Source organism: Kribbella sp. CWNU-51 (assembly GCF_054073265.1).
Genome location: NZ_JBSXMZ010000013.1, coordinates 89,298 through 109,771, shown reverse-complemented (window position 1 = coordinate 109,771; position 20,474 = coordinate 89,298). Strand labels below are relative to the sequence as shown.

Here is a 20,474-nt window from a genome sequence, read left to right as displayed (position 1 = left end):
CCAGGCCGGCCGCGGTCAGGCCGGCAGCCCGAGCAGATCGCGGATGGCGGGAGCGGACAACCTCGTCTTGGGCAAGAACCCGGCGACCGGGCTGGCCGAGATCAGCTCCGCGTAGTCCTCCTCGGCGTGGGTGGAAACCAGGATCACCGTCGCCGGCGCCAAGTCGGTCTCGCGGGTCAGCCGCCGAACGACGTCGAAGCCGCTCTCCCCGCCGAGGTCGATGTCGACCAGGGTGACGTCCGGTCCGAGTTCCGTGGCGCGCCGTACGGCGTCGTCCCCGTTCGACGCCACGGCCACGACCACCATGCCCTCGCGCTCCAGCAGACCGCGCGCAGCCGCCAGGAAATGAAGGCTGTCATCAACGATCAAGCAGCGCAACTCCATGGGTTCAGCATGCCAACCGACCGGTTCACGGACAATCCAGCTAGCTGGACCCACCAGTAGCGCCGGGGTTCCTGCTGTCGTGACCCCGGTCTTCGCGCTGGCGGTAAGGAGAACGGCGGGACCGGCTGGCACCGTGGTTGGTGTGCGGCACTCGATCAGCCGGCGTCGGCCCAGGACCACCTGACGATGCTCGGATTCCTGCAGCAGCTCGGCGGACAGCTCGGGGGGTGGTTCTACCTCATCGCCGGCGGTCTGGCCTGTGCCGAGGCCGCGGTCATGCTCGGGCTGGTTCTTCCCGGCGAGACGGCCTTGGTGGTGGCCGGATTCGCCGCCCACCAGGGCTGGATCGCCCTGTGGCCGATGGTGGCGGTCGCGATCGGCTCGGCGGCCCTCGGCGACAGCGTGGGCTATGAGGTCGGGCGCCGGCTCGGACCGAGGCTGCGATCGTCCCGGTTGGGTCTCCGGGTCGGCGACGATCGATGGCGGCGAACCGATGACTTCCTTCGGCGGCACGGCGGACGGGCCGTGCTGCTCGGCCGATTCACCGCCGGCCTGCGAGCACTGACGCCGGGTATGGCCGGCATGGCACGGATGCCGTACCTGCGCACGTTCCTGCCGTGGAATGTGGCCGGCGCCATCGTCTGGGGTGCGGGCTGCGTACTGCTCGGCTACGGCTTCTCCGCCTCGCTGACGACGCTGGACCACGCCCTGACCTCTGTGCCCTTGGTGCTGATCGCGGTGGCCGCGGCCGTCTTCGTCCTTCTCCGCATCCGAAAGAGGCACGGGGTCCGTTGAACACCGTGATTTACCGCCAGCCGGTACGGCGAATGGCCGCTCACCGTGACGACATCCGGTCGTTCCGCCGACATCGTGGGACGGACGGATGGGAAGAACCGCCGGCAATGGTCGAAAGGGATTGATCGTGGCAACCGGATCGATGCTCAGGGCAACGGTATTCAAGCCGGCCCGGATGCTGTGGCGTTTGACCGCGATCGTGCGCCGGCCGGTGGTGGTGTCGACGCTCCTGCTCTCCCTGGCAGGGTCCGGGATCGGTCCCCACGTGGAGATCGACTGCTATCCGCTGAGTGTGGCGGCCCTGGTGCAGGGACATCACGTTCCGGTCCGGACCGAGTCACCAGCAACCCGGGCGGCGGAGAGGCTGGACAACGCTTCGCCTGCTGACCGGGCCCGCGTGGAGGCGACGCTGGCTGCGGCCGCCTCCGTGGACCGGCCGTATCTCGTCAAGGCGTGGGCGGCCGGGCACAGCGCCGACGACATCGCCACGTTCGCGTGGCTGATCCGAGGAAAGAAGCCCGGGTGGCTGCGTAGCCACCTGAGCCTGATCGATCCGGACTGGTCCGGCTCGGCGACGTACCGATCCTCTCCGGTGGAGCAGACCGACGACACGACCTGCGGATCGATGACGGTCCTGGTGGCGCGGGCGATGACGGATCCGCTGTACGCGCTGTACCTCACGACCGGCGACAGCGCCGACCGTGCGGATGCGAGCGCGGCCCACTTCCAGGTGCGGCTGACTGCGGAGGAACATCGCATCCACAACGCGACCAACCGCTTCTGGCCGCAGCGGCTGGGCTCGACACCGGTCGGACTGAGCAGCGAGCTGAACCGGCACGCCGACGCGCTGGGAGCCCGGTACGAACCGCGATTGGTCGCGGGGCCCGGTGGTAGGTCGGCCCTACAGGATGCGGTCGAGGCCGCCGGCCACGATCAGCCGGTACCTGTACTGATCGGCAACCGGATTCCACGGCACTACATCCTGCTGATCGGCCGGGACGGTCCCGACCTTCTCATCTACGAGCCCGGTTACGCGACGGTGGACCGGATCAGCGCGCAGAGCTTCCTCGACGGCAAACTCGACTTGATCGGATTCCACCACATCTACTCGGTGATCGCTCCCGCGGCGTGATCCGCACCCGGAAGGTATGTGAGAGGAGAACACAATGGCGAAGCTGGCATTCATCGGTCTCGGTCTGATGGGCACACCCATGGCCACTCGGTTGCTCGAGGCCGGTCATGACGTGACCGTGTGGAACAGAACCGCTGCGAAGACCAAACCGCTGACCGACCACGGCGCTACTGCCGCATCGACGCCGATGGAGGCGATCGCGGGTGTCGATGCCGCGATCACCATGGTGACCAACGCGGACGCGCTCGAGCAGGTCGTGTTCGGCGAGAACGGCGTGGCCGCGGCGCTGGCACCAGGGCAGTTGCTCATCGACATGTCGACGGTGGGTCCGGACGCGGTGCGCTCGGTCGCATCGCGCTTGCCAGACGGCGTTGCCATGGTCGACGCACCCGTGCGGGGCAGCGTTCCCCAGGCCACCACGGGCCGGCTGGCCATCTACGTCGGCGCGGACCCTTCCGACTTCGAGCGCGTGGAGCGGATCCTCACGCCACTCGGCACGCTCCACCACGTCGGCGGGCTGGGAGCGGGCGCCGCCACCAAGGTTGTCGTGAACTCCACGCTCGGCGCGGCCATCGCCGCCTTCGGCGAAGCCCTCGCCCTTGGGGACGACTTCGGGCTGGAGCGTTCCGTCGTACTCGACGTACTGAGTGACACCCCGATCGCGGGCACGGTCGAGGCTAAACGCGCCAACGTCGAATCCGGCACCTACCCTGCCAACTTCAAGCTCAGCCTGGCTCTCAAGGATCTCAACCTGGTCATCGAGATCGCCGAGCAGAACGGCCGGCGGCTGGAGGTGGCGGCGGCGTCTCGTGACTGGCTCGAGGAGGCTGCCGTGGCCGGCGCGGGCGACCTCGACTATTCGGCGGTGATCCCCACCATCACCTCGGACGGGGGAGGACGTCCGGTATGACCACAGCCGCGATCACTCCTTCGATCTGCGGCCTGCGACACCAGGTCGGTGGTGCCGGACGAGGTCGACGATGGCTATCAGCAGGGCCACGACCATGAGCCCCGAGGCGCTCAACAGCGCCTCGGACACCGCCGTCGGATAGTCGTGGTGTGAGCTCATCAGGACGCGGTAGAAGATCGTCGCCAGTACGGCGGTGCCGATCGCCGAGCCGATCCGTTGAGCGGTCTGCAGCGCACCACCTGCCGCGCCGGCCATCCGTACCGGAACGTTCTGCAGAGACAGCGTGATGTTGGGGGAGGTGACCATGCCGCCGCCGATTCCGGCGACCAGTAACGGTCCGGCGGTCGCCCATTGCGCGGCGTCGCCACCGACGTGCCGCAGCAGGAGCGCGGTCGTCACCAGTCCGGCAACCGTCGCGGTCAGACCTGCCACGGTCAGCAGGCGACCGAATCTCGAGACCAGGCGTCCGGCGATCGCCGCGGACACCGCGACCCCGATCGCGAACGGAGTCACTGCCAAGCCGGAGCGCAGCGGTGAGTATCCGAACCCGTCCTGGTAGAACAGTGCGAGCACAAGCCAGATGCCGGTGAAGCCGATGAAGTAGACCAGGCCGATGATCGAGCCGGCGGCGAAGCCCGGAGTATGCGCCAGCCGTGGATCGAGCACCGGCTCGCGGCCCCGGCGTACGGTGTGTAACTCCCACCAGGCGAAGACGGCGAGCAGCAGTACGGCTACCACGAACAGCCACCAATCATGGCGCAGACCGTTGCCCGCGGCTTCCACCGCCGGGAGCAGCAGGCAGAGTATGCCCGCACCGAGCAGCAGTGAACCGATCAGATCCAGATCGGGCTTGCGGCGTTCGCCTCCCGAGCGAGCCGGGACCCACCGTGCGGCGAGCAGCAGGGCGACCAGGCCGATCGGTACGTTGACGTAGAACACCCAGCGCCAAGCATCCGGCCCGGCGATCAGCGTGATGATCAGGCCGCCGACCACCGGTCCGGTCGCCGTGGCGAGTCCGACTGTGGCACCGAGGATGCCGAACGCCCTGCCCCGCTCGGCTCCCTGGAAGAGTTCCTGGATCAAGCCGGAGTTCTGCGGCACCAGCATGCCGCCGGTGACCCCTTGCAGCAGCCGTGCGGCGATCAACAGACCAATGGTCGGTGCCGCACCGGTGAGAGCGCTGGTCAGCACGAACGCTGCCAGGGCGATCATGAACATCCGGCGCCGGCCCAGCGCGTCGCCGAGCCGACCGGCCGGTACGAGCGCCAGCCCGAAGCTGAGCGCGTACCCGGACACCACCCACTGCGCGGCTCCGGCCGAGACACCGAGCCCTCGTTCGATGGACGGCAGCGCCACGTTGACGATGCTGACGTCGAGCAGTGCCATGAACGCGGCGAGCTGAGTGACCGCCAAGGTCCGCCAGCGCAGCGGATGGCCGGTCGCCGGCGATGCGGCCATCGCGTCCACGGCGCTCATGCGGTCGGCTGCCGATAGGGGATGCCGTACGGCGCGAACACCTCGTGCAGCAGGCGGTCGCTCTCCTCGTCGTACCGCACTGTGTAGACCGCGGCCTGGCGGAGTTGCTGGATGGTCAGCGCGACGCCAGCCTTGGACGCCACGTGCATCTCGACCGACCGGTAGATCGCTATGGCGGACGGCATCACGGACCCCTGGCGCTCGGACTGCCAGATCTTCAGCCAGACCGGCCGTGTCGTTGCCTCAGACGTCATCCCTGACCACCCCTCGGGCGACGGCAATCTGATGAAGTGCCGAGCTGAAGGCCAACCCGGCGCGAAGTTTCGGTCCGCTTGTCCACGGTGACCAGGATTCGCCTTCGGATGGCCCGCGGGCATCGCCGCCAGCGGCAATTCAGAGTGCTGGCCAAGAGGGGGGCCGCATCCCTGCTAGCTGGGTGGCCTGGCTACCCTCCTTCTCGGCAAAGGGCTACCGTCGGCTTGTGAACGCGCCGGACTCTGGAGCCGACGCGGATCGTGCCCTAGACCCGCGGACAGGTCGTGATCCGCACAGTCCGGCGCGGTTGCGTCAGCTCGCCGAGGAGCTCGCCGCGACGGCGATCGCCAACGCTCAGGCCGAGCAGAAGCTGCGCGACCTGTTGGAGACGCAGGCGGCATTGCGCCGCCTGGCCATGCTGGTCGCGCGGGGGGAACCGCCCGAAGTCCTGTTTGCAGCCGTGACCAGGGAGGTCCTGCGGCATTTCGGTCATGACACGGCCAGAATGATCAGGTTCGAGCTCGACGGGACCGCGACGGTCGTCGCCAACGAGGGCACAGCGGGTCCTCATGTGCGGGTCGGTGAGCGCTGGGAAGGCTATCCGCCGAACGGGCTGACCGAGACCCTCCTGCGCACTGGCCGGCCGGCCAGGATCGATGACTACCGCGCCATCGAGGGTGGCGAGCCCTACGTCCGCGAGGGACTGCTCGCCGCGGTCGCGATGCCGGTCCACGTCCATGGCCGGGTGTGGGGGATGATCGCCGTCGGCTCGGCGAGCGGGCCACTGCCGCCCCACACCGAGCAGCGCATGACGGAGTTCACCGACCTGGTCGCGACAGCAGTCGCGAATGCCCAGAGCCGGGCCGAGCTGATGTCGTCTCGCGCGCGGATCGTCGCCGCGTCGGACGAGGCCCGCCGGCGGATCGAGCGCGACCTCCACGACGGCGCGCAGCAACGCCTGGTCGCGCTGGCACTCAGGCTGCGTTCGGCAGTGGCGTCCAGCGAGACCCGGGGAGTCGGTAGCGAGATCGCGGAGGTAGCCGAGGAGATCATGGACGTGATCGACGACCTGCGGGAAATCTCCCGTGGCATCCACCCGGCGATCCTGACCGAGTCGGGACTGCGCCCCGCGCTGCGTGCGCTCGCGCGGCGTTCGGCCGTCCCGGCCACGGTTGACGTACGGGTCGCCGGCCGACTCCCCGAGCCGGTCGAAGTGGGCGTGTACTACGTGGTCTCGGAGATGCTCACCAACGCTGCGAAACATGCGCGCGCCTCGGTGGTCGAGGTGAACGTCGAGGCGTCCGGGGGCAGACTCCGGGTGCACGTGCGCGACGACGGTATCGGCGGGGCCGACTCCCGTCGGGGCTCGGGCCTGGTCGGGCTGAAGGACCGGATCGAGGCGCTCGGCGGGACCTTCGACGTACACAGCCCACCGGATCACGGCACGTCGGTGACCTGCGACCTTCCCGTTCCCGCCGCGAGCGAACCCAGCGAGTAGATCGCCCAGCGGCCCACCTGGACTGGTGACACAATCGAACAGGTCGGCGGTCTGCTGCGTATGCGTCCGTCGGCAGGTGGCGAGGGAACCGATGTGATGGCACCGACCCGACTGAATCTGCCCGGCCCGCGCTGGTTGCATGGGTTGCTGGTCAGCGTTGCTCTGGTAGCGGCGGTCACGGGCGTCGTCGCGCTGCTGAAGCTGTACGTCCCTGTGCTGAGTCTGCTGGTCCTGTACCTGCTCGCCGTGCTGCCGATTGCCGTGGTCTGGGGAGCTCGCTGGGCGGCGATCACCTCGGTTGTCAGCGTCGTGGTCTTCGCGTTTCTTCTGCCACCTGAAGGTTCGGTCTTGATCGCCGACTCCCGGAACGTGGTGGCGCTCGGCGTGTTTCTGGTGACGGCGGTAGTGGTGGCCGAGCTGGCGGCGCGGTCACGGCGGGCGGCATTGAGATCGAAGCGCCTGATCACAGCTCAGTCCGCCTTGCGGCGGATCGCGACGCTGGTCGCGGAGTCCGATGCGCCGAAGGTGGTCTTCGAGGCGGTCACCCGGGAGGTAGGGCTCTTGTTCGGAGCCGACCTGGCCCGGATGGAGCGCTACGAGGCGGACGGGACCGTGATCGGCGTCGCCGCCTGGAGCAGGGTGCCGGCCCAGCTCACTGTCGGTACGCGGTTCAACCTGGACGGGCTGAGTGTGGCCAGCGATGTGCGGCAGACCGGCAAGCCGGTCCGGCTCGACAGCTTCGCGGGTGCCACCGGGGAGATCGCGAGCGAGGCGCGTGCGCTCGGCATCCGCTCGTCGGTCGGCTGTCCGATCATGGTCGCCGGGCAGGTGTGGGGGGTGATCGCCGCCTCGAGGAGGAGCGATGAACCGTTCGCGGCGAACACGGAGTCACAGATCGCCCGCTTCACGGAGCTGGTGGCCACCGCTATCGAGAACACCGAAGCACGCGCCGAGCTGCGCCGCATGGCGGATGAACAGGCCGCGTTGCGGCGGGTCGCGACACTGGTCGCGCGTGGGGGTGCACCCGACCTGGTGTTCGCCGCGGTGGCAGAGGAGCTCGGTCAGCTGACGGACGCGGACATCACCGGGATCTTCCGGTTCGAGCCGGACGGAACGGCGACACTGATGGGAAGCCGTGGCATCGGCGAGGGCGAGCTGCGGATAGGTGAGCGCTGGAGGCCGGAATCGCCTTCGGCGATCGCGTCAGTGCAGGCGACCGGTCAGTCCGCCCGGTACGACGTGGACGACGCACAGCGGCAGCGCCTACCGCCGTTCCTCCGCGATTGGGGTATCAAGTCGGCGGTCGGCAGTCCGATCATCGTCGAGCGCCGCTGCTGGGGTGGCATCAGCATCGCGTCGCGACGTGACCCCTTTCCCCTGGCCACCGAGCAGCGGATGGTCGAGTTCACCGAGATCGTCGCCACCGCCATCGCGAACGCGGACAGCCAGGCGCAGCTCAGGGCGTCCCGCGCGCGGGTGATCGCCGCCGGAGACGACATGCGGCGCCGCCTGGAGCGGGACCTGCACGATGGAGCGCAGCAACGGCTGGTGTCGCTCGCGCTCGAACTACGCCTCGCGCAGGCCGCGGTCCCTGGCTATCTGCCGACGCTCCGGGCCGGGATCGGCCAGGCCGCCGTCGACCTCACCGAGGTGGTTGACGAGTTGCGCGAGATAGCTCGTGGCATTCATCCTGCGGTCCTGGCCGAGGGTGGCCTCGGTCCGGCGTTGCGGACTCTGGCCCGCCGCGCGGCCGCCCCGGTCGACCTGAACGTGGGGACGCGGTCCCGGTATCCGCCACCGATCGAGGTGGCGACGTACTACGTCGTGTCCGAGGCACTCACCAACATGGCCAAGCACGCTGACGCGTCGCGCGCGGAAGTCTCCCTCGAGGAGTTGGCCGGCGCGCTGCGGCTGCGGGTCCGGGACAACGGCGCCGGCGGCGCCGAGCCGCGCGGCGGATCGGGGCTGGTCGGGTTGCGCGACAGGGTGGAGGCTCTCGGCGGGTCGATCGACGTCGTCAGCCCCGTGGGACACGGCACGGTGATCGACGTCTCGCTTCCGCTCGAGCGACCGGGCGACACGGCTCCACAAAGCCGACCGCCGGAACCCAGCTGACCGACTGCTCACAACCGTCGGAGCTCGAGGATGGCGGCCTGTGCGGCGTCCGCGGTGAGCCGTCGCGCAGCCTCCTTGGCGAGCAGTCCCGCGATGACCGGCCCCAGTCGGCCGGCGCGTGACGATGGCCTCGGAGGGGCTTCGACAACGGCGGTCAGCGTCGCCATGACGTCGGTCTTGGCGAAAGGTGGTCTGCCCTCGACGACGGCGTACAGTGTCGCGCCGAGCGAGAAGAGGTCAGACTCCGGTGCCGGCCTGTCGCCACGGAGTTGCTCGGGGGAGATGAACGCCGGGCTACCTTCGAGAGCCCCCCGGGGACTGTCGAGTTCCTCGTCCGCCATGCAGGCGATGCCGAAGTCGGTCAGCACCACCCGGTCGTCGTCACACAGTTGCACATTGGCGGGTTTGACATCGCGATGGACGACGCCCGCCCGGTGGACGGCCTTCAGCGTGTCGAGCAGTCGCAACGCGAGGTCGGTCACCCGGTCGATCGACAGCGGCCCTTCGCCCGCGAGCGTCTCTGCCAGCGTTCGGCCTGACAGCGGTTCCATCGCGATCCAGGGGAGGCCGTTGTCTCGCACGACGTCATGCACGCGGACCACTCCGCCATGGTTGACCCGCGCCGCCGTGCGTGCCTCGTTGAGCGCGCGCGTCCGGGCCGCCCGATTCGCGTCCTCCGACTGTGCGCCGACGGTGAGGTATTGCTTGAGGGCAACCGGTCGGCGCAGCAGCTCGTCCTCTGCCAGCCAGACCCGTCCCATGCCACCCCTTCCCAGGAGCGACTGGAGCCGGTATCGACCTGCGACAAGTCGTCCGGACGAAGCCTTCGCCGACCGACGGACCCGGCCGGAAGTTCGAATGGCCGGCCCGACCGGCACCGTGCTCTCCGTCAGGCTCGCAAGACGACGGGCTGGGCTGACACCTGCGTCTCGGTTCGGAAGTTCAGCGAGAGCCGTCATAGGGCCAACCGTGCGCGCATCGAGGCGTCATGTCGTCCCGGCGGACGCCAATCGCCCGTACCAGCTGGCAGTACCTGTACCGGATAGCAGTAACCCCGCGCTGGGTGTCAGCCGCAATCCTGCTCCGCCCGGCGAACCCGGCTGCCGAATCGGCCGTACAAAGGGTATCGAAAGCTCAACAGATCAAGGAGAAACCTCGCATGAGGCGCATGGCCTTGGTGCGCGACGGCGCGCGGCTTCGCAGGCCGCCTTGGAGGAATCGCAGATGGCACGATCGACCGCGACAACCGGGTCCGGGAGAACGGCGGCGGAACCACACCGCCGCCCGGAGCCGGCCGACGCGCTGATCCGCGTGCTCTATGCGGAGCACGGTCCCAGCGTGCTCAGGTACGCCACCCAGCTGACGGGCGATCGTGCCGCGGCCGAGGACGTCGTCCAGGAAACCCTGCTCCGCGCCTGGAAACATGCGGCCAGCCTCGTCGAGGGCACGGGCTCGATCCGGGCCTGGCTCCTGAAGGTGGCGCGGAACATCGTCACCGATCGGGCTCGGGCCAGAGCCGTCCGTCCAGTAGAAGTCGCGCAGGTGGATGAGCACAGCTCGGTCGGCACAGATCATTCCGACTCGGTGGTGAACACACTGCTGATCCTCGAGGCGCTGGACCAGGTGTCGGCCGAACACCGCGAGGTCATCGAGGAGCTGTACTACCAGGGCCGAACTGTCGCGGAGGCCGCCCGGGAGCTCGGCGTACCGCCTGGCACGGTGAAGTCCAGGTCGTACTACGCCTTGCGCGCGGTCCGCGCCGCGATCGGTGGCCGAGAAGCGCTGTTCGGACCAGAGATGGGCGGATGAGCTGCAATGCGAAGTTATGACTACGTGGTGGTCGGCGGTGGTACGGCGGGTTGCGTGCTGGCTGCACGGTTGTCAGAGGGCAGCGCACGGGTGTTGCTGCTCGAGGCGGGTGGTGCGCGGGAGCTGGACTCGATGGCGATCCCGCCGGCGTGGCCCAGCCTGATGGGATCCACGGCCGACTGGGCTGATCAGACCGTGCCTCAGCAAGCGACCGGCGCCCCTGTGGCGTGGCCGCGTGGCCGCGGGCTGGGCGGGTCCTCGTCGATCAACGCGATGAACTTCGTGCGTGGGCATCGATCCAGTTACGACGCCTGGGTCACGGCCGGTGCGAAGGGCTGGGGTTTCGACGACTTGCTGCCGGCCTTCAAACGCAGCGAACACACCGAAGGTCGCGATCCCGCGCTGCGCGGTGCCGGCGGCCCGCTCACGCCTGGTCCCGCCGTCCAGCGGCATCCCATCGCGGAGGCCGGGCTCGCGGCCGCCGGTCAGGCCGGATACCCGATGGCGCGAGACATCAGCGGTGGCCTGGAAGAGGGCTTCGGCTGGTGCGACCTGAGCATCGTCGACGGCCGGCGCCAGAGCGCGGCCGACGCCTATCTCACCCCGGTCCTCGGCCGGCCGAATCTCGAGGTGGTCACGGACGCGCTGGTGACAAGGCTGCTGATGGACGACGACGGATGCCGGGGAGTCGAGTATCGCGTCGGCGCCGAGACCTTCGTCGCCGACTGCTCGGAAGAGGTCCTGCTCACCGCGGGGGCGGTCGGTACGCCGCAACTGTTGATGGTGTCCGGGCTCGGGCCGGCCGACCATCTGCGAGGCCTCGGTATCGAAGTGGTTGCGGACCTGCCCGGTGTCGGCGCCAACCTGCACGACCATCCGATGTGCAGCCTGGTTTACCAATCCGCCCGGCCGGTGCCGCAGGGAGTCAACAACCACGGCGAGGTCCAGGGTCTGCTGAGCACCGGTATCGGCGCGCACGGCCCGGACGCCCAGATCATGTTCGTGGACGTTCCGCTGCGCGCCGACTCGTTGCCGGGCCCCGGCATCGGTGACGGCTACGCCATCATGGTCTCGCTGATGGCGCCGTACAGCCGCGGTTCCGTTCGCTTGGCGAGCATCGATCCTGGTGCACACCCGGTGATCGATCCCGCGTACTACACCGACGAGCGCGACGTCGACATCGTGGTCGCCGGACTGCGCATCGCCCGCGACATCGGTTCCGCGCCGGCGTTGTCGCCTTGGTGCGGTACTGAAGCGCAACCCGGGCCCGATGTGCGGGACACCGAAGACCTGCGGAACTACGCCCGGACCAACCTTCGCAGCTACTCGCACTATGGCGGAACCTGCGCGATCGGTACCGATGAGCAGTCCGTGGTCGACACGAGCCTGCGCGTGCACGGCATCAGGAACCTGCGAGTCGCCGACGCATCCGTGATGCCGTCGCCGATCTCCGCCAACACCAACGCGACCGTCTTCGCGATCGCCGAGCGAGCAGCGGAACTCATCCGTTGGTGACCAGCGATGCAGAGCCGTCCTCTCATCAGAGCCGACCGCGGTGCACGACTGCTGTTGCCTGACGCAACGTTGTGGCTGGCCTCTCGTCGCGACCTCGTCCATGGCCGTGTTCGGGCCGTTCCTGCCAGCAGGTGGGTCGGGTTTCTCGCCAGCAGGACCGTGGGTTGGGGGCTGACGTCGACGGCAACACCGTTCTTCCGCGCGATGCTCTGATGGTGACATCACTCCGCTGCCGCCAGGAGCTGAAGGACCGCTTCGAAGCCGAGGCCGTTCCGCTTCGTCCTCGTCTGTACGGCGCTGCCGTGCGGCTGACCGGGAATCCCACCGATGCGGAGGACTTGCTGCAGGAGACGTACCTTCGCGCTTACCGAGGCTTCTCCGGGTTCCAGCCCGGGACGAACCTGACCGGATGGCTGTTCCGGATCCTTCGCAACACGTTCTTCAACACCTACCGCAAGCAACTGCTCGAACCGAGGACAGTGCCCGAGGATTCCTGGCACCGCAAGGGCTTCCGGCCCGCCGTCGAGGCTTCCGCCGAGAGTGTCGTCATCGACGCGATCCCCGCCCAGCGGCTCCAGGAGGCGCTGACCGCCCTGCCCGAGCGTTATCGGCGGGTGGTTCTCCTGTTCGACGTGGAGGGGTTCAGCTACAAGGAGATCGCCGGAATCGTCGACGTTCCCCTCGGAACCGTGATGTCGCGGCTGCATCGTGGCCGGAAGTCCTTGCGCGAGCGGCTTCGGCCGCCCGCGCCCGTGCCGAGTCCTGCCGACCTCGAAGCCTTACCCGGATCGGTTGAGATGCCGGCGCGCGTGCACTGACACGCAGAGGTGCGGGTGTGCCGGCGGCGAGCGCGCTGGTCAGCCGGCGACGGCTGTCGCTTCGGCGGCCTGCAGGATGAGTTGGGTCGCGGCCTCGGGCTGGGACACGAACGAGACATGCGAAGCCGCGACCTCCACGATCGTCGCGTTGGCGCGCTCGGCCATGAACCGTTGCAGCGCCGGCGGGATCGCCTTGTCCTCGGTGCCGAGCAAATACCAGCACGGCAGTGTGTTCCACGCCGGCGGGACCGACGGCGTGGCTGCGAATGCCGCGGCCGCGTAGGGCCGCTGTGCCGCAGCCATCACTGCGGCCGTCGCAGGATCTACGTCGGCGGCGAAGGCTTCTCGGAAGGCCTCGGGGGCGAGGTAGAGGTCGGCGCCCTCGCTCCTATCAGGGTTGGTGAACGGAACGGGCCGGATCGAGGGCCCCACGAGGCTGCCTTCGAATCTTTCGAGGAGCTCCTGCTGGCTCTCGCCGACGTCGCACATCCAGCCGTTGAGGTAGACGAGCGCCTTGACCTGCTCGTTGCCGATGGCGGCGGTGGAGATCACATTGCCGCCGTAGGAGTGGCCGACGAGCACGATCGGACCGCTCAGGGTCCGCAGGAAGTCGGCCAGGTAGGCGGCGTCGCCGGCGAGATCGCGAAGCGGGTTGCCGAACCCGATGGCCGAGTACCCGCGGTTCTGCAGCGCACGGATCTCGGCGTCGAAGCCGGTCGCGTCGGCCCATGCACCGTGGACCAGGACGATCGTCGGGGTCTCAGCAGCCATTCTCACCAGAGCTCCAATGCTGACGGATTGTCTATGCCGCGACTGTAGACCTGTGAGGACTGCAAGCGCGCCGGCCGAGGGTTGATCAAATGTTGGACGTGGACGAGCCGAAGAATCGAGGTCGCGCAGCGGGCCACGCCGGTGCGGACTGTAACGCGCGGGCCGTTGTTGCGATGGACGAGACGGGGGCACCTGCCGGAGCAGGTGGCTGAGGGGGATGCGAGATGATGCGGTGCGCGCGCTCCGTAGCGGTGCTGTTGTCGGTCTGCGTGATCGGGCTGACTGGATGCACGCACGACCCGGTGGGTGCGAGGTCGACTCCAGAGGCCAAGGTCACTGGGGTACCGATCGGTGCCGGTGCAACTGGCACCGCAGCGGTCGGCGGGTTCCGGGTGGTGGTCCCGGCCTCGGCGGTGACCGGATCGGGTCGGCTGACGGCTGTCCAGAGTTCGAACCTTCCAGCGAGCGCGGCCGGAGTGAAGCGGATCGGCTCAGGAGTGCATGTCGACCTCGGCGGCGCACGTCTGCGTGGTCTCGCCACGGTCTCGTTCGACATATCTCCACGCTGGAACAAGAACGTGATTCCGGTCGTGGTCTGGCAGGACGGCGCAGGAGGCTGGCGCTGGCTCCCAACCGACTGGAAGCCGGGTCGAACGACGGTGACCGCGCAGACCGATCATTTCTCGGACGGATTCCTTGGTGGACTCGACATAGGCGCCGAAGCTCGGGAAGCAGCGAATCGATTCGGCACCTGGTTCACCGGTCGAGCGGGTGTTACTCAGCCGGCGTGTACAGGGCAGGACGCTGCGCGGGCGAAGCTCCAGGTCACCTCCGGCAGCGGGGACAGTGTGAAGTGGTGCCTGGGAACCGAAGGCGGACGGACCGTCTTCAAGATCGCCAACAACCGCATCACGTACACCCAGATCAGCTATCCCAAGAGCTGGAAGGTGATCGCAGGCCAACGTTTCGGGGTGAGCCTCAGCGCGCTGGCTGACTTTGCGGTGACGACGTTCGCGAATGCACTGGAGAGGCCTGGATACGAAACGATTCTGGTGCAGGGCGGCAAGACGGTGGAGTTCAGTGTGCCGACCGGCAGCCAGGCGAAGGTAATCGCTCAGATCAGCTTCTACTCGTGGGCCTTGCAGGCACTGGGACTCGCGCTCGACATCGAGACCAAGATCGCGAAGCTGGCCGGCATCGAACTGGAGAAGAACGGGCTCGACCGCTTGATCGGGATCGTGACCAATCCGGCGAAGCTCGACGGCTGGGGCAAGGCTGGTCAGGAATGCTTGAAGTCGTACACCGAGCAATTCACCGATGACCTGCTGAAGCCGGTGGAACTCAATGACACCGCGCTGAAGATCTTCACGTTCGCAGGCACCTGCGCGATCGCGATGGGCAAGGTCTCGGCGAGTGAGTCCGGTCCGCTGATCTTCCCTGCCAGCGTCTTGCTCGACGCGGTGTCGACCATCGTGGCGGCGATCGTGAGTGCGGCACAGTTGCTCGTCTCGATCGGGCGGGAGATCTGGGACTCGTTCGCCACTTTCGGCGGCGGCGGCAACCCCGTCTACATCATCCGTCTCACTCCGCGAGCCACTCCGACTGCCGTGATCAAGATCGAGCCTGTCGGGGCAGACGGTACGCCCAAGCCGGGATACGCCGTGGAGTCTCAGGACTTCACGCTCGATTGCACGGCGTACGTCTATCCATCGCCGTCTGCAGTTAGCGACAACATCTATGCGTGCGGCAGCGTTGCGACGAATGCCGACGTCTGCTGGATTCAGCCAGGGTCCGATCATGCCTACTGCGACGTTTCACCCTGGGACAAGAAGCTCAGGCGATTCGATCTGACCCAATCGCCCGTACCTGCGGTCAAGCCGACCCGTGACCCGCAGCCGTGGGGTCTCGTCCTCGCCGACGGAACACAGTGTCTGCGGCGCATCGGGGGGTCGTGGTCAGGCCGTCCGGACGGATGGGTCGGCTCCTACGGGTGTGAAGGAGTGGAGTTCGTTGTGCTGGCCGACCCCTCGAACGACTACCAGGACATCGACAAGTCGCGTCCGACCTGGATTGTCCGAGTCGGCGAACTCGACGATTCCGCGACAAGCCTCCCCGCCCCACGCCCGGTCGCAGTGAAAACGGCGTACTACGCATCCCGCGGCTAGCGGGCACGAGCGCCGCGAGTTAGTTGAAATGTTGGACACGTCTTGCGCGGGTCGTAGTCGCTGGCCGTGGTGATCGGGCAGGGCGGTTCACCCGGAGGAGATCAGCAAGGATCGTCAATGTCCAAGTCCGCGCCGACGATGCGAGTCCCGGCATTCGTGCTTCCGTCCACAAAGTAGGTCCTTGGACACAGGGGACTCGCTGTTCAGCGAGGTCTACCCGGAGGGCTGGTACGGGAGACTGTCACGGTCCAGCGCCGTGGCCGGCGGCGCGGTGGCCTGGGGTTCGTTGCTGTCTGCAGTCGACGCCTCGGTGCTGGCAACGGTGGCGGACTGGCTCGTGCTGGGTGCGGATTGCTTGCCGTCGTCGGAACCGCAGCCGCCGAGGATGGTTGTGACTGACGTGGCGAGTCGGGCACAGAGCACTATGTTCATCGAGGTCGGCACGGTCATGGACTTGTGGCTGGCCGCCGTTCGGGAGAGTCGCCGACGAGTTCTGAGTTGGTGCCAATCTGGGTGAGTTGGATGTTTATCGGTATACGACTCGCGTCAGAATTGGATCGTGACCGCAATCATCCACCTCGTGCATGGCCTGGCGAGCCGCATGCCGGCGGACGGCCACGAGCTCCGCTCGCACCCGCACGAGGTTCATGCGGAACCTCAGGACCCCATCGCCTTGCCCCGTTTCCGGCGATGGTCGCGTCCGACTCCCTGGTCGCTGTGATGCCAGATCCGGGAAGCCGTTCCAACAACGTGAAGAAGAGGACAGAGTGATGCTCGATCCCGTCGTCGACAAAGGTCAGCTGACCGAGACCGACCGCTTCATCTTCGAGTCGTGGGGCTACTTCATGATTCCCAACGTCTTGACGCAGGACGAGGCCGCCGAGGCGTACGACGTTTCGCGGCGTCTGCACCAGAACCGCGACCGCGAGTTCGGGCAGATCGGCCGGACCTACGAGAGCGAGCCGGTTCTCGAGCGGCTCATCGATCATCCTGACGTCCTTCCGAAGGTGCAGGGTCTGCTCGGCGACCGATTCGTACTGCAGGCCGGCTGGAACACCATGCAGCCGGCGCACGCGGGGAACGGCCGTTGGCACCAGGACGGATCGTCCGCCTTCGACTTCAAGGACCTGGGGTTCCCGGTTCCCTTGCTTCAGCTCCGCGTGTCGTATCTGCTCACCGATCAGACTGTGCCCGGCATGGGCAACATGGAGCTGATTCCCGGCAGCCACCGCTCCCGGGTCGGTCTACCTGATGCAATCCGTGAGCGCAACGACGACGTCGCGATCGGCCATGTCGTGTGCGCCGAGGCCGGGGCTGCTCTGGTGTTCCACAACGGCGTCTGGCATCGAAGCTTCCGCCACGATGGCGACTACGACCGCTTTACAACGCACTACGTCTACAGCCCGCCGTGGGTCCGCATGGCCGACCGTTTCAGCAACGACCCCGAGTTCCTCGAGCGCACCACGCCCCTGAGGCGCGCACTGATGGGGGAGTTCGCAAGGCCGGACGCCCCGTTCGGCGCCAACTACGATCCGCTGCCGATCTGACGTACGACCCGCTTCCCCGCGGCACCGGCCTTTCGCTGAGTTGGAAGGCCGGTGCCTGCATCCCGGGCAATTCCGGTGCACCGATGAACTCCGAGTCCTAGAGTGCGTGTGGTGAATCTTTCGCATCTCGGTGCGCCGATCGGGCCGATGATCCGCGTCCACGGCGGGTTCGCCAACCGGACGTACCGGCTCGATACCGACCAGGGGTCGTTCGCGGTGAAGGAGTTGAACCTCGTCGACCGCCGCTGGACCTACCGCATCGAGGACGTGTTCAGGTTCGAGCGGGCGGCCTTCGCCGCCGGCATCCCGATGCCAGAGCCGATCTCGGCCAACGACCACATGCTCGTCCACCGGTGGGTCGAGGGAGAGAAGGTGCCCGAAGCACCAGTGTCGGCGGCGTACGCGCTCGAGATCGGTGAGATTCTCGCGCGCCTCCACGCGCTGGACGTCGAGTGGACCGATGTCTCGCTCGAGGACCCGACGCCACGGGACTGGCCCGAGCTCGCCGCGCGTGCGACGGCGACCGGACAGCCGTGGGCTGACGAACTCGCCTCCCAGGTCGAGTCGCTGCTCGCGATTGCCCACTTCGTCGCCACCTGCGAACGGCCAGGCCCCGTCGTACTGACGCACAAGGACATCCAACCGTGGAACCTGCTCGCTCGAGACGGTCGGCCGGTGGTGCTCGACTGGGAGCTCTCGGGGATGCTCGACCTGGCCGGTGAGCTCGGCTCGACCGCGCTGAGCCTCGCGAAGGGACCTGGCTTTGACACCATCGAGCCTGCCATCTTCGGCTCGGTCCTCGACGGCTACGTTGCCGGGGGCGGAGCGCTGCCGCCGCCGGGACCGAGCTGGTTCGTGTTCATGATCGGCGGCTGGCTGGGGCACACGAGGTGGAACATCTTCCGTTGCCTGGCCGGTGTCGAGGCGGGCACAGGCCCTGACCTCGCGCTGTCGCACGAGTCCGTGCGCAACGGCGTACGCGGCCTACCCGACATGTTCGGCCGACTTCCGGAGCTCGAGACGCTGCTCGTGTGACACTGACCCGCGTCTGTGCTGGGTGCGCGACTTAGCAGGCAGATGTCGTATCCGGGCCACCGTCTTCGTCGCTAGGGGTGAGAGGCTGCCCACAAGGGCGCTGTCACGGTCAGAGGAGATACTGACGATGCTGCACCCACAGGCCAAGGTCCACCGCATGTTCGAGCTCGTCGAGCCGATCGCCACCGTCACCTTCTCCGAGGTGCCGAACGAGGCGTTCCTGGCCATCGGCATGCGCAATTACTGGGACGGATACTTCGCGGGCCGCGCTGCGCCGCTGGGAATGGCACCTGCCGAGGTGGTGCACGCGGTCTTCTACAACTTCGCCGACGGCGAGGTGGCGCGCCACATCCCGTGGGTCTGGGGGAAGACCACGCCGGAGGACGCGATCGCGGTGCGCGAGCGGGGGAGCGCCGCCGCGCTGCGGCAGATGATCGGGGAGCTCGCCGACGCCCCTGGTCTGGTGCGGCTCGCAGACCTCGCCACCCGTGCAGCGGTCAGCGCGCCGATTGAGGGTCGAGTGCTGTACGCCGGGCTCCGGACGCTCGACGTACCCGAGGAGCCGGTGGCCAGGCTCTGGCACGCGGCGACGCTGCTGCGGGAGCACCGCGGGGACGGCCACAACGCCGCCCTGGTCACCCACGGCATCGGCGGCACCGAGGCCCACGTCCTGATGGCTCTCGCCCTCGGAATGAAGGCGGAGGAGTTCGGCCGGATCCACCACCTACCCAAGGCACAGCTGGCCGCTGTCGTCGACGGGCTGCGCGACCGCGGCCTCGTGAACGCCGCCGGCGGGTTCACCGACGCCGGCCGGGAGACCAAGGAGCGGATCGAGGCTCTCACCGACGAGCTGGCGGCGCCGGCGTACGACGTGCTCAGCGTGGACGAGCTCGACCAGCTGGTCGCGGGGCTCGAGCCGATCGCCGCCGCGGTACAGGCCCGTTGACGACTGAGAGGCCCAGTCGCCGAACGGGAGGTGTGGGCGATCGGCCAAGACAACCCGCGCTCGGCAGCGGACTGCCGAGCGCGGTAGCTGTGGGGTCAGGTTCGGTAGCGGAAGATGATCCGGCCTCGGGTCAGGTCGTAGGGGCTGAGCTCCACGAGGACGCGGTCCTCGGGGAGGATCTTGATGTAGTTCTTCCGGATCTTCCCGCTGATGTGGGCGAGGACCTGGTGGCCGTTGGTGAGTTCGACCCGGAAGTTGGCGTTGCGGAGGCACTCGACGACGGTGCCCTCGACTTCGATGCCGCCTGCTGTTCTGGGCATTGTCAGGCCTTTCCCGGCCGGCGGATCAGTTCCAGACTGCCGCCCGTACGGCGTGCGCCGAGCCCCTCGAACAGCGCCATCGCGGCCGTGTTGGTCTCGTCGATCTCTGCCGTGGCTGCTTCGAAACCAGAGCGGCGCAGCCGACCCAGCACTTGACTCAGCAACGCCCGGGCGATGCCGTGCCTTTGCTCGGCCGCCAGCACCGCGACCAGCCCGATGCGCGGGCGCCGGGTCATCGTGGCTACCCGGACCAGCCCGACGTACCGATCGTCCCGCACCGCGACCGTGTACTTCGATGGGTCGATCGGCCTCGTCCCGCCTTGCCAGGGCAGTACCTCCGCGGGCATCGTCTCCCAGCCGACGGTGGACTCGACCTCGTCGCGAATCGCCTGGTCCAGCTCACGCAGCGGAGCCTCGGCCACGTCGCCGGCGGTCGCGATGAGCACCCCTGACGGTACGGTCGCCCGGGTGAGTCCCGTGGGTACGACGAACTCCGATTCGCGGCGCCACGTCGCGAATCCCGCGCGTACCCAATTGGCCGTGAGGTCGCGGTCGGTCTCGTCGACCACCGTGTAGAGCGGTGTTGACTGGTCGGCCAGCATCGCGGCGGCGAGCCGATCGAACACGGCGGCGCGCCAGGTGTCGATGCTGAGGAAGGTCCGGCCGTCGAGCCGCCGCGATGCGTGACCACGGCCGACGACCAGGTCGTTCTCCACCGCGTGCCACTGATTCTCCGCGACGCGCGAGATCGTCACCGCGTGGGCACCGAGGCCCGCACTGTTAGGCAAAGAGTTCATAGGTGTTTCCCTTCGGGAGTGCCGAACTTCTCGAGGCGCTCCCGGCGACACCTATGTCAATCGCCCGCCCGTGACCACGAGAGGGGGAGCACCCACTGCTCTACAGCGTTCATGGGTCTCACCTCCAGGCGTGATGTCACGGACCACAGCACGCTACCAACCGGTCCACCCCACCAGCCAACCACT

At 67.9% G+C, this 20,474-nt stretch carries 20 protein-coding genes; 12 read left to right on the top strand and 8 right to left on the bottom strand.

Annotated elements, in window-relative coordinates:
- Positions 1–15: 15 nt before the first annotated feature.
- Entirely contained in the window at positions 16–384 is a 369-nt protein-coding gene (locus tag ACXC9Q_RS17615; RefSeq protein WP_457057604.1) for a response regulator transcription factor, read from the bottom strand.
- Positions 385–570: 186 nt separating this feature from the next.
- Between ACXC9Q_RS17615 and ACXC9Q_RS17610 the strand changes: the two genes are divergently transcribed.
- The 3 genes from ACXC9Q_RS17610 to ACXC9Q_RS17600 all read left to right on the top strand — a co-directional run bounded on the left by ACXC9Q_RS17610 (position 571) and on the right by ACXC9Q_RS17600 (position 3,221).
- On the top strand, positions 571–1,179 hold the full coding sequence (locus ACXC9Q_RS17610) for a DedA family protein (protein ID WP_457057602.1): 609 nt from the start codon (positions 571–573) through the stop codon (positions 1,177–1,179).
- Positions 1,180–1,306: 127 nt separating this feature from the next.
- Positions 1,307–2,311, top strand: coding sequence for a hypothetical protein (locus ACXC9Q_RS17605; RefSeq protein WP_457057601.1), 1,005 nt, complete (start codon positions 1,307–1,309; stop codon positions 2,309–2,311).
- Positions 2,312–2,345: 34 nt separating this feature from the next.
- Positions 2,346–3,221, top strand: coding sequence for an NAD(P)-dependent oxidoreductase (locus ACXC9Q_RS17600; RefSeq protein WP_457057599.1), 876 nt, complete (start codon positions 2,346–2,348; stop codon positions 3,219–3,221).
- Between the two features lie 12 nt (positions 3,222–3,233).
- On the opposite strand, the gene ACXC9Q_RS17595 is transcribed toward ACXC9Q_RS17600, so the two are convergent.
- Together ACXC9Q_RS17595 and ACXC9Q_RS17590 are read right to left on the bottom strand one after the other, a co-directional pair.
- Complete coding sequence (locus ACXC9Q_RS17595; protein ID WP_457057597.1) at positions 3,234–4,697, bottom strand: MFS transporter; 1,464 nt, start codon at positions 4,695–4,697, stop codon at positions 3,234–3,236.
- Complete coding sequence (locus ACXC9Q_RS17590) at positions 4,694–4,951, bottom strand: hypothetical protein (RefSeq protein WP_457057595.1); 258 nt, start codon at positions 4,949–4,951, stop codon at positions 4,694–4,696. Before ACXC9Q_RS17590 ends, ACXC9Q_RS17595 begins: the two co-directional genes overlap by 4 nt.
- 227 nt (positions 4,952–5,178) lie before the next feature.
- Here ACXC9Q_RS17590 and ACXC9Q_RS17585 point away from each other — a divergent pair, with 227 nt between their 5' ends.
- Together ACXC9Q_RS17585 and ACXC9Q_RS17580 are read left to right on the top strand one after the other, a co-directional pair.
- Complete coding sequence (locus ACXC9Q_RS17585; RefSeq protein ID WP_457057593.1) at positions 5,179–6,450, top strand: GAF domain-containing sensor histidine kinase; 1,272 nt, start codon at positions 5,179–5,181, stop codon at positions 6,448–6,450.
- A 96-nt stretch (positions 6,451–6,546) separates the two neighbouring features.
- Positions 6,547–8,565, top strand: coding sequence for a GAF domain-containing protein (locus ACXC9Q_RS17580; RefSeq protein WP_457057592.1), 2,019 nt, complete (start codon positions 6,547–6,549; stop codon positions 8,563–8,565).
- Positions 8,566–8,573: 8 nt separating this feature from the next.
- On the opposite strand, the gene ACXC9Q_RS17575 is transcribed toward ACXC9Q_RS17580, so the two are convergent.
- Positions 8,574–9,524 (bottom strand): serine/threonine-protein kinase, encoded by a 951-nt coding sequence (locus ACXC9Q_RS17575; protein ID WP_457057590.1) that lies wholly within the window; start codon positions 9,522–9,524, stop codon positions 8,574–8,576.
- Positions 9,525–9,789: 265 nt separating this feature from the next.
- Here ACXC9Q_RS17575 and ACXC9Q_RS17570 point away from each other — a divergent pair, with 265 nt between their 5' ends.
- The 3 genes from ACXC9Q_RS17570 to ACXC9Q_RS17560 all read left to right on the top strand — a co-directional run bounded on the left by ACXC9Q_RS17570 (position 9,790) and on the right by ACXC9Q_RS17560 (position 12,707).
- Positions 9,790–10,374, top strand: a complete 585-nt coding sequence (locus ACXC9Q_RS17570; RefSeq protein ID WP_457057588.1) for a sigma-70 family RNA polymerase sigma factor — start codon at positions 9,790–9,792, stop codon at positions 10,372–10,374.
- Positions 10,375–10,380: 6 nt separating this feature from the next.
- Positions 10,381–11,889 carry a GMC family oxidoreductase gene (locus ACXC9Q_RS17565; protein ID WP_457057586.1) on the top strand — a complete coding sequence of 503 codons (1,509 nt, stop codon included), beginning with the start codon at positions 10,381–10,383 and terminating at the stop codon, positions 11,887–11,889.
- A gap of 212 nt (positions 11,890–12,101) precedes the next feature.
- Positions 12,102–12,707, top strand: a complete 606-nt coding sequence (locus ACXC9Q_RS17560; protein WP_457057585.1) for a sigma-70 family RNA polymerase sigma factor — start codon at positions 12,102–12,104, stop codon at positions 12,705–12,707.
- Positions 12,708–12,746: 39 nt separating this feature from the next.
- On the opposite strand, the gene ACXC9Q_RS17555 is transcribed toward ACXC9Q_RS17560, so the two are convergent.
- Positions 12,747–13,478 carry an alpha/beta fold hydrolase gene (locus ACXC9Q_RS17555; protein ID WP_457057584.1) on the bottom strand — a complete coding sequence of 244 codons (732 nt, stop codon included), beginning with the start codon at positions 13,476–13,478 and terminating at the stop codon, positions 12,747–12,749.
- Between the two features lie 224 nt (positions 13,479–13,702).
- Between ACXC9Q_RS17555 and ACXC9Q_RS17550 the strand changes: the two genes are divergently transcribed.
- On the top strand, positions 13,703–15,643 hold the full coding sequence (locus ACXC9Q_RS17550) for a hypothetical protein (protein WP_457057583.1): 1,941 nt from the start codon (positions 13,703–13,705) through the stop codon (positions 15,641–15,643).
- Positions 15,644–15,856: 213 nt separating this feature from the next.
- On the opposite strand, the gene ACXC9Q_RS17545 is transcribed toward ACXC9Q_RS17550, so the two are convergent.
- A complete protein-coding gene (locus tag ACXC9Q_RS17545; protein WP_457057581.1) occupies positions 15,857–16,093 on the bottom strand; it encodes a hypothetical protein in 237 nt (78 codons plus the stop codon).
- 320 nt (positions 16,094–16,413) lie between these two features.
- On the opposite strand from ACXC9Q_RS17545, the gene ACXC9Q_RS17540 reads away from it, so the two are divergent.
- The 3 genes from ACXC9Q_RS17540 (at position 16,414) to ACXC9Q_RS17530 (ending at position 19,171) form a co-directional block, all read left to right on the top strand.
- Positions 16,414–17,190 carry a phytanoyl-CoA dioxygenase family protein gene (locus ACXC9Q_RS17540; RefSeq protein WP_457057580.1) on the top strand — a complete coding sequence of 259 codons (777 nt, stop codon included), beginning with the start codon at positions 16,414–16,416 and terminating at the stop codon, positions 17,188–17,190.
- Positions 17,191–17,301: 111 nt separating this feature from the next.
- On the top strand, positions 17,302–18,225 hold the full coding sequence (locus tag ACXC9Q_RS17535; protein WP_457057578.1) for a phosphotransferase family protein: 924 nt from the start codon (positions 17,302–17,304) through the stop codon (positions 18,223–18,225).
- A gap of 127 nt (positions 18,226–18,352) precedes the next feature.
- Complete coding sequence (locus tag ACXC9Q_RS17530) at positions 18,353–19,171, top strand: SCO6745 family protein (protein WP_457057577.1); 819 nt, start codon at positions 18,353–18,355, stop codon at positions 19,169–19,171.
- Positions 19,172–19,266: 95 nt separating this feature from the next.
- Here the strand turns inward: ACXC9Q_RS17530 and infA are convergent, their stop codons facing one another.
- Complete coding sequence (gene infA, locus ACXC9Q_RS17525; RefSeq protein ID WP_328519767.1) at positions 19,267–19,491, bottom strand: translation initiation factor IF-1; 225 nt, start codon at positions 19,489–19,491, stop codon at positions 19,267–19,269.
- A gap of 2 nt (positions 19,492–19,493) precedes the next feature.
- Positions 19,494–20,288: an N-acetyltransferase family protein gene (locus tag ACXC9Q_RS17520; protein WP_457057576.1), complete on the bottom strand. Its 795-nt coding sequence runs from the start codon at positions 20,286–20,288 to the stop codon at positions 19,494–19,496.
- Between the last annotated feature and the right edge of the window lie 186 nt (positions 20,289–20,474).